Origin of the sequence: Vibrio sp. 10N.261.51.F11, assembly GCF_041471665.1 — a bacterium.
In the GTDB taxonomy this organism is placed as follows: domain Bacteria; phylum Pseudomonadota; class Gammaproteobacteria; order Enterobacterales; family Vibrionaceae; genus Vibrio; species Vibrio crassostreae_C.
Window position 1 is genome coordinate 77,481 of the sequence record NZ_JBFROW010000043.1, and the last position, 13,776, is coordinate 91,256.

General features: G+C 44.8%; 14 protein-coding genes. 5 read left to right on the forward strand and 9 right to left on the reverse strand.

Annotated features, from left to right (window positions below):
* Positions 1–195 precede the first annotated feature (195 nt).
* The 3 genes from AB4351_RS14870 to AB4351_RS14880 all read right to left on the reverse strand — a co-directional run bounded on the left by AB4351_RS14870 (position 196) and on the right by AB4351_RS14880 (position 3,122).
* Entirely contained in the window at positions 196–1,428 is a 1,233-nt protein-coding gene (locus AB4351_RS14870; RefSeq protein WP_102320793.1) for a glycosyltransferase, read from the reverse strand.
* A gap of 109 nt (positions 1,429–1,537) precedes the next feature.
* Complete coding sequence (locus AB4351_RS14875) at positions 1,538–2,002, reverse strand: GNAT family N-acetyltransferase (protein ID WP_102320829.1); 465 nt, start codon at positions 2,000–2,002, stop codon at positions 1,538–1,540.
* Between the two features lie 22 nt (positions 2,003–2,024).
* Positions 2,025–3,122 (reverse strand): ketoacyl-ACP synthase III, encoded by a 1,098-nt coding sequence (locus tag AB4351_RS14880; protein ID WP_017060124.1) that lies wholly within the window; start codon positions 3,120–3,122, stop codon positions 2,025–2,027.
* 122 nt (positions 3,123–3,244) lie between these two features.
* Here AB4351_RS14880 and trxC point away from each other — a divergent pair, with 122 nt between their 5' ends.
* Complete coding sequence (gene trxC / locus AB4351_RS14885; RefSeq protein ID WP_372126421.1) at positions 3,245–3,679, forward strand: thioredoxin TrxC; 435 nt, start codon at positions 3,245–3,247, stop codon at positions 3,677–3,679.
* A gap of 102 nt (positions 3,680–3,781) precedes the next feature.
* On the opposite strand, the gene AB4351_RS14890 is transcribed toward trxC, so the two are convergent.
* Together AB4351_RS14890 and AB4351_RS14895 are read right to left on the reverse strand one after the other, a co-directional pair.
* On the reverse strand, positions 3,782–5,461 hold the full coding sequence (locus AB4351_RS14890; RefSeq protein ID WP_065584943.1) for a GMC family oxidoreductase: 1,680 nt from the start codon (positions 5,459–5,461) through the stop codon (positions 3,782–3,784).
* On the reverse strand, positions 5,454–7,058 hold the full coding sequence (locus tag AB4351_RS14895) for a long-chain fatty acid--CoA ligase (protein ID WP_017060127.1): 1,605 nt from the start codon (positions 7,056–7,058) through the stop codon (positions 5,454–5,456). The genes AB4351_RS14890 and AB4351_RS14895 overlap by 8 nt, the downstream gene beginning before the upstream one ends.
* Before the next feature lie 369 nt (positions 7,059–7,427).
* Here AB4351_RS14895 and AB4351_RS14900 point away from each other — a divergent pair, with 369 nt between their 5' ends.
* Positions 7,428–8,453 (forward strand): AraC family transcriptional regulator, encoded by a 1,026-nt coding sequence (locus tag AB4351_RS14900; protein ID WP_017069105.1) that lies wholly within the window; start codon positions 7,428–7,430, stop codon positions 8,451–8,453.
* 57 nt (positions 8,454–8,510) lie between these two features.
* Here AB4351_RS14900 and AB4351_RS14905 read toward each other — a convergent pair whose 3' ends face one another.
* Positions 8,511–8,750: a hypothetical protein gene (locus AB4351_RS14905; protein WP_017060129.1), complete on the reverse strand. Its 240-nt coding sequence runs from the start codon at positions 8,748–8,750 to the stop codon at positions 8,511–8,513.
* Between AB4351_RS14905 and AB4351_RS14910 the strand changes: the two genes are divergently transcribed.
* On the forward strand, positions 8,722–9,873 hold the full coding sequence (locus AB4351_RS14910) for an MFS transporter (protein WP_372126422.1): 1,152 nt from the start codon (positions 8,722–8,724) through the stop codon (positions 9,871–9,873). The genes AB4351_RS14905 and AB4351_RS14910 overlap by 29 nt on opposite strands.
* Positions 9,874–10,007: 134 nt before the next feature.
* Here the strand turns inward: AB4351_RS14910 and AB4351_RS14915 are convergent, their stop codons facing one another.
* Positions 10,008–10,901, reverse strand: a complete 894-nt coding sequence (locus AB4351_RS14915) for a helix-turn-helix transcriptional regulator (RefSeq protein ID WP_372126423.1) — start codon at positions 10,899–10,901, stop codon at positions 10,008–10,010.
* 50 nt (positions 10,902–10,951) lie between these two features.
* On the opposite strand from AB4351_RS14915, the gene AB4351_RS14920 reads away from it, so the two are divergent.
* On the forward strand, positions 10,952–12,349 hold the full coding sequence (locus AB4351_RS14920) for an MATE family efflux transporter (protein ID WP_372126424.1): 1,398 nt from the start codon (positions 10,952–10,954) through the stop codon (positions 12,347–12,349).
* Between the two features lie 109 nt (positions 12,350–12,458).
* Here the strand turns inward: AB4351_RS14920 and AB4351_RS14925 are convergent, their stop codons facing one another.
* Entirely contained in the window at positions 12,459–12,854 is a 396-nt protein-coding gene (locus AB4351_RS14925) for a nitrous oxide-stimulated promoter family protein (protein ID WP_372126426.1), read from the reverse strand.
* A 2-nt stretch (positions 12,855–12,856) separates the two neighbouring features.
* Positions 12,857–13,372 carry a GNAT family N-acetyltransferase gene (locus AB4351_RS14930; RefSeq protein WP_372126428.1) on the reverse strand — a complete coding sequence of 172 codons (516 nt, stop codon included), beginning with the start codon at positions 13,370–13,372 and terminating at the stop codon, positions 12,857–12,859.
* 97 nt (positions 13,373–13,469) lie between these two features.
* Here AB4351_RS14930 and AB4351_RS14935 point away from each other — a divergent pair, with 97 nt between their 5' ends.
* Complete coding sequence (locus AB4351_RS14935) at positions 13,470–13,679, forward strand: DUF2986 domain-containing protein (RefSeq protein WP_048608234.1); 210 nt, start codon at positions 13,470–13,472, stop codon at positions 13,677–13,679.
* Positions 13,680–13,776: the final 97 nt, after the last annotated feature.

The window sequence follows — 13,776 nt, forward strand, 5'->3', positions numbered from 1 at the left end:
TCCTATCCACAAACATCATAAACTCATAACAACCTATAAATTAGAGTTTACTAATAAATATAAATTAGTCAATGCTAATGTACTGCGAGTATGTGTCGTTTTGTAAGTCTGGAATTAACAAGCGCCCTGCATGAAAAAAGCCCCTAGGTGTTAACCTAAGGGCTTAAGATTTATTCTGTCTTTGGTAAAGAACAGCTATTTGACCTTGTTCTTCTCAGCAATCCATTGCGACATGTACTTAGTGCTCGCCATACTATGGTGCTTAAGCATTGAACCAAAGAAATTATCCAGTCGATGCGCATCAAGCTCAGAACCTAGCGCAGTCAGTCGCTCGATCAATTTGTCGCCCAGTTGATTCTGTTCATAGTGCGCTTCAAGAATTGAATGACATTGGCTTTGAGCTTTAAGCCATTTCTTTTCATCTTTATAAAGAGCGACAGCTTGTTCAACAAACTCATCAATATCATCTGACACTGCGCCCGGCCATTGCAGTTCACCTTGCGGTAGCATGCCTTCACTGCCGATCTCGCTGGTTACATTCGGAGTCTGTAGCTTCATCGCATCAAGTAACTTGCCTTTAATGCCTGCGCCAAATCGTAAAGGTGCAACACACACACGAGCCTGCTCCATCACTTCTTGAGCGTCTTTCGCCCAACCTTTGATATGGAAGCCAGTTTTAGGGTTATGCAAAGCGGTTGCTTTCGGCGGCGGATAAGATCCGTAAATATGAAGTTCACTATCAGGCAACTGCTTACGAATCTTCGGCCAAATCTTCTGTAACTGAAGCACTGCATCCCAGTTAGGCGCATGTCTAAAATTACCTATCGTCATGAAATGCTTACGTTCTTCAAAGCTTTTCGTACTTTCAGGCAACGTGTTGAGATCAACCATGAACGGCAGGTGATGTAATAGTTTTGGATCGATATTGAACTCAGATTGGAGCAATTCCATCTCGTAATTTGAGATGATCAACGAAAGATCACAGCGCAGGATTGCAGCGATTTCACGTTTCGCCAAGTCACTGTACAGGTGCTCTTTCGTTAACTCTGTCTCTTTCTTAACAGCTTCATGTCGAGCATTGCGTAGGAATTGTAAATCTTCAGTATCCAGTAGCTTAAAGGCATTGGGACATACCTTCTCGACGCGCCAGCCGAATTGCTCTTCCATCATAAACCGGTCAAACATGACAACATCAGGTTGCAGCTCTTCGATGTACTGGTCAAAGCTATCGCAATTTAGCTGAATAGATTGGCTTGTAATGCCCTCTTCAGAAAGATCAATCATATGCTCGGTTTCTTGAGCTGGCGTTGCGAACTCAACGGGCCAACCTTGTCTCTTGAACAGTCGTAAAAGTGACATCATATGGCTGCCAGCCGCCGATGAATTCGGTTCTGGCCAAACGTAGCCAATTGCTAAAACTTTCTTCAAAACACTTCCTAAGAAATAACAAAAGGGACTAACTTAGCCCCTAATAAAACGTTTATCGATCGTGGTCGACTTATATTGCTGATTATAATGAGTTCTAATCACTCAGCGATCAGATTCGCTCACCTACATTGCGAGCTATCATAAGCACTTCATCGGCTGAGTGAAGGTTTGAAATCGTGGTTTCGACTTCTGCGCCCAATGTCGACTGATAGAGCTTTTGTGCAAAGTTATCTGCTCTGGTGGTCACTAATACATGTTTTAGTGTCGAGCCCTGCTCTGATAGCTTCTGCTTCACTTGAGGCAAAGAGTCTAGAATCAGCTTTTTGCCCAATCCTTGCCCCTGAGCACTCGGTAACACAGCAAGTTGTTCTAGCTCCAAAACAGCTTCAGGCCTAAACCCACTCTTTTGAACCCAAATAATGTAGCCGACAATCTCGCCATCGCTTTCAGCAACAAAGTTAAGAAAGCGTGGCGCAGCATTTAAGTTACATTGTAACCAATTTTTTGAGTTTTGCTGTCGAACAAAAGTAGCTTGGTGAACTAAAGCCGCTCCATCGAGGTCGGCTTCTGTCATAAAACGAACTTGCGCCATGCTGCTACTCATTCTCAGAATTAGGACGCGTTTTACAGTGTAAAATGGCTCTCTCTAGAAGTTCTAATGCCGAGCTATCTGCTTCTGGAAGCTTAGCGTCCGATTGACCTAACGGATCAACACGGCTACCCCACTTAATATGGCCTGCCCCCCAAGTTAAACCGGCACCGAATGCCGCCACAAGGATGTTTGAGTTCGGTTTAACAAAGCCTTGCTCTAACGATTCACACAATGCAATTGGCACAGTCGCAGCCGACGTGTTGCCATAGTTTTGAATGTTCACAAACGCTTTCTCACGTTCAATGCCCGCCATATCACACAGAGTTTGAATAATTCGGATGTTCGCTTGGTGCGGAATCACAACATCGATGTTTTCAGTTGAGATGCCAGTGCGACTCAATACTGTATGTGCTGCAGCGCCCATTCCTTTCACTGCACGCTTGAAGATCTCTTTACCAACGAAATCAAAATCCCAGTAACCGTTATCAGCAGCAAAGCGGTCCATAGACGTACCGAATTTTGGTACTGCTAGAATGTCACGGCCCTCTGCGTCACAACCGATTTGAGCTTCTTGTAAACCCACTTGTTCTTCAGTACGCGATAAAACCACAGCGCCAGCGCCATCACCGAATAGAACCGCAGTATCACGCTTGGTCCAGTCGATGAAGAATGAAAGACGCTCTGCACCCACAACGATCGCATTGCGGTAGTTGCCCGCTTGAATCAATCGAGTTGCTGTTTCAACACCGTAGATAAAGCCTGTACACGCTGCATTAAGGTCAAAAGCTGCTGCGCTCTTGATGCCTAAGTTCTGTTGAACTTTAGACGCGGTATTTGGAATAAGAGAGTCTGGACTGCACGTCGCTACGATCACAAGATCGATATCTTCGGCTGTTAAACCAGCACACGCCATTGCATGTTGAGCAGCAACGGTCGCTAGCTCAGAGGTATTTACATGACTGATACGACGATTTTCGATACCAGTTCGAGTACGAATCCACTCGTCAGACGTATCAATGAAAGTGCTTAAATCATCATTGGATAGCACGGCTGGTGGCAGACACTTTCCCCAGCCCGTAATTTCAGCGTAAAATTTTGTCATCATTTACCTGTTTATTGTTTGTTTTTATTTGAGTATCTTATTCTTGTTTTAAACAGTATAAGCGTTCCGTACATGATTCGTAAATCGCGTTAGGCACGGAGACGCAATAAAAAGAGAAAGTTATGTCTACATTCAACACACGTTGCCCTTCTTGCGGTGGCATAAACCGAGTTCCTTCAGAAAGAATTTCAGAAAGCCCTACTTGTGGTAAGTGCAAAAACGCACTTCTAGACGGTGCACCAATCGAAGGTACGTCACTGAATTTCCAATCAATTTTGAACAGTTCACAGCCTGTCGTTGTCGATTTTTGGGCGACATGGTGCAACCCATGTGTAGGTTTCGCACCTGTATTTAGCGATGTCGCTAAAGAGCGCGCTGGCGATGTTCGATTTGTTAAAATTGATACCGAAGCTCAACAGCAACTGGCGGCTATGTATCAAATCAGAAGCATCCCAACGGTGATGGTGTTCAAGAACGGTCAACGTGTTGATACGATTAACGGTGCACTGCCAAAAGGTCAATTTGATCAGTGGCTTAATCAAGCACTAACTAAGTAATACTATTGGTTAAGCTATTGATTTAGCATTACTTAATTCTAAGTAAGCACACAAAAATAGGTTAGAGAGTCTTACCAAATCAAGACTATCTAACCTACTGTTTTATTTATGGTTATCACTTAACTTCTTGAATAAAACTACAGCTTCGCCTTTCGCTTGAATATTAGATTCTTGCTTGCCAAACCCGTATTGCTGTTTGATTTGATCTGCGACTTTCTCAGCAATCATAATGGTTGGTGCATTGGTGTTTGCCCCAATCAGTGTCGGCATCACAGAAGCATCAATGACTCTCAAATTATCCAATCCATAAACTTTGAGATCTTTATCTACCACAGCTAAAGAATCGCTACTAGGTCCCATTTTACAGGTCCCGATCGGGTGATACTGAGTGTCTGCACGATTGCGAATATCTTGCTCGATAGCCTTGTCATCACTGGCGTCCACAGGGTAGAAAGCATTGCCTCGGATATCATCAAACGCGGAACTCTCTAACATTTGATACTGCTTCTTCCAGCCCTTAATCATGATCTCCATGTCTTCAGGATGACTGAAAAACGCAGGATCGATCTTAGGCGGATCATAGGGATCATTACTATTGAGCGTTACGGTGCCGTAGCTCTTCGGTCGCAATAAGGTGACATGAGAGGTAAAGCCATGACTGGTATGAATTTTTCTAGCATGGTCATCTACAACAGCGACCACAAATACAAACTCTAAATCCGGTACAGCGATATGATCTTCGGAACAGAGAAAGCCTATTCCCTCTGCAAAATTACTGCTCATTTTACCGCGGCGTTCTTTGCGCCATAGTGGTAAGGCTTTGGTCATTTCAGAGGCCATTTGCAGCGAGATACCAAAAGTTTCACGCTTTTCACTGCATTTATACGAATGTACTAAGTCGATATGATCTTGAAGGTTCTTGCCCACTCCAGGTAATTCATGAACCTGTTCGATTCCATGTGTCTCTAGTTCAGTTTGAGCACCGACACCAGACAGTAACAGCAATTGGGGAGAACCAAACGCGCCAGCGGAAAGAATCACTTCTTTGTTGCATCGTATCTGATAGCGCTTTCCGCTAGAACCATATTCAACACCTATCGCCTTCTTGCCTTCAAACAAAACCTTATGTGTGGTGGCTTTAGTCACGACCGTGAGATTCGATCGTGAAAGGTTTGGCGTTAAGTAAGCCTTGGCAGCACTGCATCGTTCACCATTCAGCTGTGTTACCTGCGTCGGCATCGCCCCAAACTGAGCAGCGCCGTTAATATCCTCATTGCGAGGTACACCTATCGATTCACACGCCGTTAAATAACGTTCCAACATAGGGCTTGGCGATCTAAGATTGGCCACATTAAGAGGACCACCTTGGCCATGGAACTCATCTTGGTGGACTTCGTTGTTTTCTGCTTTCTTAAAGTAAGGCAAACAGGATTCATAGTTCCAGCCAGCATTGCCCAAGCTTTCCCATCTATCGTAGTCATAGCGATGTCCACGAGCGTACATCATGGCATTGATAGAGCTAGAACCGCCAAGTGTCTTACCTCTAGGCTGATAGCCTTTACGACCGTTCAAACCCGGCTGTTCAACCGTTTCGAATGCCCAATTATTGAGTTTGGTTGGCATCATCGCCACCACGCCAACGGGTGTGTGAATGAATGGGCTGGTGTCTTTACCACCCGCTTCTAACAAGCAAACCGTCACATCAGGATCTTCCGACAGCCGAGAAGCCATCACACACCCAGCTGAACCACCGCCAACAATAATAAAATCATAACTATCCATTTGCCATCTCCGCTATTTCTAGTGGGTGTAACTCACGCTTCAAGATTTTTCCGGTTGCTGTCATGGGTAAGGCTTTACGAATGAATACCTTACGCGGGTATTTGTAGTCGGCGAGTTGCTCACGACACCATGCTATCAAGGCGGCACTATCACATTGCGTATGTTCGTGAAGAACCACATGCGCGTGGATCTCCTCGCCTAAATGTTCATGATGCTCGCCTACCACCGCGACCATTTCGACATCGGGGTGACACATCAACACTTCTTCGACTTCACGTGGATAAACGTTGTACCCACCACGAATAATCATGTCTTTAACACGGTCAACAATGAACAAATTGCCATGCTCATCGACGCGACCGATATCTCCCGTTAAGAACCAACCATCACGAATAGATTCAGCTGTCGCCTCTGGCCTTTGATAATAGCCTTTCATCACACTTGGGCTTTTAATGCAGACTTCGCCGAGTTCACCCATAGCGACAGAGTTGCCTTGTATATCAGTAATCTTGATGAGGTGGCCACATAAAGGCTGACCGACACTACCCGATAAACGATCGCCATCAATATGATTAAAGGTCGCAACCGGCGCCGTTTCCGAGAGCCCATAACCTTCTAAGACTGGTAATTCAAAACGAGATTCAAACTGTCGTATAACCTCAAGCGGCATAGAAGCACCGCCAGAAACACCTAACCTCAAGCTGTGTTTAACCTGTTCAGAGCGTTTGCTTGTGTTTTCTAAACTATCAGAAGACTCTTCTCCCGCCTTTAATAGCGCGATATACATAGTAGGAACACCCGCAAACACGCTGACTTTATGGCTAATGATCTGTTCAATAACCAATGACGGTTCAAAACGAGGAATCAACACCATGGTGGACCCTGTTAGCACACTCGCGTTCATCATCACCGTCTGACCGAAGCTATGGAATAAAGGCAGTGTAGCCATTGTGGTGTCGCTGTACTCCAATCTCATTAGATACTGTGACGACATCGCATTGGTTTGCATGTTGGTGTGGGAAAGCTCAGCCCCTTTTGGCTGACCCGTCGTGCCAGAGGTATAAAGGATCACAGCGGTATCATCGCCATGACAAGCCACAGACTCAAAAGGAGTAAAAGGTTGTGCCAACCAATCAGCGATTGATTCATGCTCCTCATTACTTTCTAAAGTAGTGTCTGTGTTTGTTGGGATAGGCATCTCGACAAAGTGTTCACAGTGGTTTGCCTGCTCAAAACCTTGTAAACCATAGCGACCAATTGGAAGCTCTTCACTGCCGTCAAAACATAAATAGGCCTTCGCGTTAGAGTCATTAAGGTGATAAGCGATCTCTCTGGCCTTGAATAGCACGTTCAAAGGCACGACTACACAACCCGCTTTTAGAATCCCGTAATAGGCTATCGGAAAGTAAGTCACGTTCGGGCATGACAACGCTACCTTATCTCCGTTCTGCAACCCAAGTCTTTTCAAGTTAGCAGCCACGTTTCCAGAAAGTTGTTCTAACTGAGAAAAACTGATTTCATCCGATCCCATACGCAGAGCGGCTTTAGTTGGAAAAAGCGAAGCGCTACGCTCCAAATTAACAGCAAGATTGTGCATCCATGATCTCCTTGTGCGGCTTAGACCTGTTTGTGACGGTCACCGTAGACGTTCTAATCGTTGTAATAAGTCTCTTTCTTGTCATCACGAGCCTGCACATTGGTGTGTCATGTAGATAAGAGTCGTTATTGAGCAAAATGTTTGAGACGCTCCAATGTGCAGTCCAATAAATTACAACATTTCGATAACATTTCGAACAGGTTTCAAAAAGACAAAAACCGGTGATATTCGGACACAGCCTGCGCTAGCCCAATAAAACCTTGCACACATAAACCAAAATTTGGAACAAGCTTGCGAAAGTGAGAACAAGCAACAGGCGTAAATGTTAAAAGTTCGGTTAAGATATCGATATTCAACAAGAGGCAGCTTATGGAATACACCGCAGTTTACGAACCCGACATGCAAGCATTCGGCATTCTGGATCTTCAGTTGCTGCATCGTTACCTGTCGCCTGTTCTCAGTATCGAAGAGTTGCTCGAAGGCAGTAACATCGATGCTCTCCAACTCAACACACCCGATACACACATCACTTTGGCGCAAAAGCTTGCTGTGTTCAGTAATGCGTTAGCGAATTCCAACGAAGACGGATTGGGGCTTAAAGTTGGCCAACAAGCGAGGTTCAGCGATTTCGGCGTGCTCGGTTATGCGGTGTTTAGCAGCGAAACACTACTCGATGCCTTTTTAATCGGGTTTAAGTATCTGCAACTTGCTGGCCCTGTCCTCAGGAAAACCATGTCTGTAGAAGACAACATTGGTTACTTTCGCGCAGAGCAACTTATCGAACTCGATTCTTTACTGCCCTTTTGTTGTGAATACTGGTTCGCAGCGATACACAGTTTGTGCGAAGAGGTCTTACAGCAGCCCTTTCCTTCTCAAGTGATCCGCTTCCCCTATCCAAAACCTGAATACGGCGATCTATACACAGAGATTTTCCGCTGCCCGGTTGAATTCAATAGTGACCGGCTTGAATGGGAGTTCGACGCAACCACCTTGTACTCATCTCTTCCTACCGCCAACCCCATCACTTTACAGATGTGCTTAAAATCGTGTGATGACATGTTGGCAAAAGTCAGTGCACCCAGTAGCCTCAAAGAGAAAGTCTCTCAGATGCTGATTGAAAGGCCAGGATGTTACCCTTCTATAGAATCCATTTCTTCAGAACTGGGCATGTCTTCTCGAACTCTGCGTCGTCACCTGAAAGCAGCGGATACGAGCTATCAGAAGATACTGGACCATGTTCGCTTTCACCTTTCCCGGCACTACCTTTCTTCAACTCGAATGAGTATTGAAGAGATATCTGAACGAGTTGGCTTTTCTGATAGCGCTAACTTTCGTCATGCCTTTCGTAAGTGGAGTGGTAACTCGCCACGTCAATACCGTAAAGAAACGGTCTAACACTTAAAATCCCACTCAATCCAAATCATAAAAAGACAATCACGCTGCAATCTTTTTCTAAATTAAACCACCAATGAACAACGGCTTAACGACTTTTTGCCCGCATAAAATCTCGCCAAACCACCAAATATCGCAACCGTATTTTAGTTTAGTTGGTCGATAAATTTCTTTTATCTTAACGACCATTTTTATTTGTTTTACCCAATTCAGTTTCTCCCCCATAGTCGCGGAAAATTCATCGTTTCTTTTACTATCAGAGGCTCCTGCATTGGACAACATCCAACCAACAACTCGCATAACTGTTCCTGTTATTGCATTGTCTTTTTACGCGATCGCTTCAGGCTACTTAATGAGTTCATTACCATTAATGCTGTCTGAGTATGGCTTAGACAAAGATCTATCGAGTTGGTTGGCGAGTGCATTCTATGCAGGTCTACTGGCTGGTACATTATTGATTGAACGTGCCATTGCGCGTGTTGGCCACAAAGATGCGTTCGTCATCGCATTGAGTGTGTTCATCGCAACGATCCTTGTATTGCCATTGATCCCACACCAAGCAGTATGGCTACTAGCTCGCTTTGTGGCTGGTGTGGCGGTTGCAGGTATCTTCGTGATTGTAGAGTCTTGGCTAATGAGCGGTGACGAGTCACAACGCGCAAAACGTCTCGCTATCTACATGTGTTCACTGTACGGCGGTTCTGCAGTTGGTCAGCTTGGTATCGGTTACTTAGGTATTACTGGTGGCGTACCTTTCATCGCAATGTTCACCCTTCTGTTTGGTGCGATCATTGTGCTGATGTACGGACAAGCAACTCCACCACAGATCCACGATGTGCAATCTTTGTCTTTAAAGCAGATCAGCAAATTAAGCCACAGCGCGCTAATTGGCTGCATTGTTTCCGGATTAACGCTAGGTGCGATTTACGGCTTGATGCCAGTTGAACTTGCTCAACGTAACATTGCACACGAAGACATTGGTGGTTTGATGGCTTTGGTTATCATGGGTGGTATGGCTGTACAGCCGATGGTGACTTGGTTATCTCACCACGTAGGACAAGTGTTATTAATGGCTCTGTTCTGCCTGCTAGGGGTTGCAAGCATTGGTGTGCTGACTATCAATCACGATTTCTACGTACTAGGCATGAGCTTGTTCGTATTAGGCATGGCCACATTTGCGCTATACCCAATCGCGATTAACTTAGGTTGCCGTAACCTTGACCCAAGCTACTTGGTGTCAGTGACTCAAATCATGCTACTTTGCTACAGCATCGGTTCTGTTGCGGGACCAATCGTTGCAGACAGCTTTATGGATTCACAAGCAGGATTGTTCACTTACCTGTTCTCGTCTCTACTTGCTACAACGATCTACATGTTGATTGCTAGCCTAAAGCGCTCTCACCTACAGATTGCAGGCGAGTAAGCTTAAATAGACAGACACTAGATGCGTGTCATTAGGGCTCCGAGTTCAGACTTTATGTCTAAGCGAAGGGCCCTTTTCAACTCATGCCTATATGTAACCTTCTTCTCCCACACTTCTCATTTCATCGTGCAAGGCTAACCAAGAAGTCGATGGCTCTTTCGATATTGACTGGGTGATAAACCGAAATGCTTTTTGAAGCGATGCGAAAAGTTATAAGGATCTTTGTAGCCCAAGCGATTAGAAATCATAGAAACTGACCAATCTTGATATTTCAACAGGCTGGTGGCTTTATCCATGCGTAATTGAATCAATTTACTGCGTGGCGACAGGTTAAATAGCGTCTTGGTGACTCGATTGAGTTGCTCTTCACTGATGAACACTCTTTCAGCCATCCCAGCCACTGTCCATGGCTGGTGCAGACTACTTTCAATTTCGTTATAGAGCGCTTGAACACGTGCAGTGGTGCTGGTCGACTTCGGCTCAAACCCTGTTAATGTTCGGATAATTTCGCTCAAGAGTAACTTACGGTAACTGGCTCTACCGCCTATCTCAAAGTAAACCAAGTTCATTAATGACCAGATCTGCTCACACTCTCCAAAGGGCACAATCCCCTGCCCTAAACTAGCTATGTGCTGCCATTGCTTAGTGTCAGGCGTCAACATCCACGCCATTTTCCAATAATTATATTGAGGATCGAGTTCAAAACGAAATGGGGTTTCAGCAGGAAGCACCACGAGTGTATAAGGTGTAATCGCTTGGACCGATGTTGCGGTTGTTAGAATCCCGCCACCTTCCATAGTGAAAATCAACGTATGAACATTAACGGATTCGCGCTCAACCCAGTAGCCATCATATAGCTTCGCCATGCCGCCCATATAGACACCAAAGCTTTTCATCTCTGGAATATCTTCAACGGTCAAAAAACGTTCTTTGCACTGTTCCGCGAGAAAAACATCATCATGCCAAGTTGATTTTGGTCTCATTGCATCAATGACGGATTCGCACAGGTTTTGTTGTTTTTTAAACATGTTGTTACTTCGCTCAAATCACTATAGTTCTGCCATAAATCGGAGAGCTTATGACAACTAACATCAACCCTAACTCATCTATGAATAACAAGCCAGAGAGCATCTTACCTCGTATCGTTAAACTTGGTTTGCCTGTTGCTTTGCAAAGTGCGCTTGTCGCTATTCTTGCCCTTGCTGACGTATTAATGGTCAGTGATTATGGTATGGAAGCTGCTGCGGCTGTGGGAATTGCATCAAAATGGCACTTCGTTGCTATTATGATTATGGCAGGGTTGGCCTCAGCAAACGGAACATTAGTCGCTCAATATTGGGGAAAGAATGACCGGAAAAGCGCGCGAACGGTATCATCTATCGCGATGGTGTTTGGCTTAAAAGTTCTGTTGCCAGTGACTGCAATCATCACTCTTGGTTCTCAGTTTTTAATGATGTTGCAAACCAGCGATCAAACCGTCATTGAGCTTGGCGCGACTTACCTATGGTATGGCTTCCCTGTTTTACTGCTGACTCATATTGTTGTCGTCGTAGAAGCAAGTATGCGCTCATCAGGTGACACCGTAACTCCGCTTTTACTTGGTGCGGTGACGATTGCACTCAACATTGCGCTTAACTTCGTTCTAATCAAAGGTGCCTTTGGTATTCCCGCTATGGGTGTTGCTGGTGCAGCACTGGCGACGACACTCGCTCGCGCAATTCAAGTTTGCTTGATGTATGGCTACATGCGCGTGCGTAAACACTGGTTGTTAACCACGCCTAGCTCACCACATCGTCCATCATTATGGTTGTCTTACCGTCGTATTGCTTTGCCACTAACGATGAACGCAGTGTTGTGGGCAATGGGCACCATGGCGTACCAAATGATCTTCGGTCACATGGGCACAACGGAGCTCGCAGTATTCTCAATGCTCGCGCCTTTTGAGTCGCTGTGCTACTCGATATTCTTTGGTATCTCGGTTGCGTGTTCAGTGTTGCTTGGTCACTCATTGGGCCGTGATGAGTTTGATGACGCTATGAGTATGGGTCTGACCTTCATCAAAGCCGTGGTTGGTTTTGGGGCTGTTGTCGGTTTGATGCTGTTTATGGGTAAAGAGCATGTTCTATCATGGCTAAACCTGACCACAGACGCTTTATACCCGCTCGCTTCACCAGCAATGATGATCATGTGTTTTGCGGTTGTGATTCGTATGCTCAACATGGTGATCATTAACGGTATCATTCGTGCTGGTGGTGATAATGCATTTTGCCTGCGTATGGACTTCATCGCGATGTGGATGGTGGGCATTCCAGTATGTGTTTATGGCGCGTTTGTCGCTGGATGGGATTTCAAATACATCTATGGTTTGATGTTGGTAGAAGAAGTGGTGAAGTTAGCAATATGCTCACACCGATACTTGAGCCGACGCTGGATCAACAACCTCACCGTGACCTACGAAGAGCCTCAAGCGGCGTAAGTTACAGTTACCTTGCTATATTCAAGCTTAGATAAAACGTATCTACATCAAAAAAGGTCTGAGAAATCAGACCTTTTTCGTTTCTTTAGAAATTACTTTAAAGCGCCACTTACTTCTTGTTCATTCGGATATGACGATTAGATACATTTGGAAGCGGCTTTTCAGGCACTTTTCGTTTTTCATGAATCAGATGTCGAATCGCTAAAATAGGATGCTTAAGTAGCATTCTTGGCCCAGCATAGCGCATCACTAAACGCATTTGCTCTTTCGGGTCTGGTTTATAGCAATGAATCGGACACTTATTGCAGGTCGGTTTGGCTTCACCATAAGGGCAACGGTCAAGTCGTGTTTCGGCATAGCGTAACAGTTGATCACACTCTTCACATAACGCGCCATTCTGACGCACTGTACCGTGGTGATCTTTACAGTAGATGTGCACCATCGCAATAACGGTTTTGTACTCCGTTGCAAGCTCGCCTTGTAGAAGGTTGTTATGTTGAAACATGATTAATTGCCCAGAGATAAACCGTACAGGTTGAGATTGACGCTTTCACTTAATACGTCTTCGACTCGCTCAAACACAAAACCCAACTTAGTCAGTAATGTGATACTTCGAATGTTATCAGAGGTTGTGATGGCAACTAAATGATCGATATCAGCATTCTGCTTAGCTTGTTCAATTATTGCTTGTGCCGCTTCTTGAGCAAAACCTTGCCCATACACCTCTGGAACAAAGCCATAGCCAATATCATGCGAGTCTAAGGTATCTCTTTTAATTAACCCGCAAATACCAATTGGGGTTAATGAGCCCTTCATTTCGACCATCAATAGGCAAACACCCTTCTCTTCATGCATCTTAAGAATGTTGTTTTTGATGTATTCAACTGCCTTGTCAGTGTCGTTGATTTCCTTGTCTCCAATGTAACGCAGGAAATCTTCTGAGCTGTATAATCGCTGAATAAACACTGCATCTTGAGGCGTGATCATTCTTAATCGTAAACGTTCGGTCTCGACGGCCTGCATAGTGATATTTTCCTTGCTGAATACCATGTAAATATTGAGTTCTAGAGCTAAAATGATTATCCTCCACCGCCTAAACTAAATACAAGGCTATGCAGCAATGAACCGTAAGAAAAAAATCAATCAAATTCTAAAAAAGAAGCAGAAACAGGCGAATTCTAAACTGCATAGTAGCAACAAGCCTCGCTACATTTCTAAAGCTGACCGTGCAAAAATGGAAGCTGAAGAACAGGCTAAAGCCGCTCAAGAGCAAGCTGAAGGCACCGTTGAAGCGACTGTTGAAGCCGAAGAGACAAAAGCTGCAGAGTAAGTTGTAAACTCGCAGTTCTCTTGTCTGATACTCTTTTCAGAGCCAACAGACAAGAACAAAAAAGCAGCCTCTAATTAGGCTAATGCCGATCAGTTAA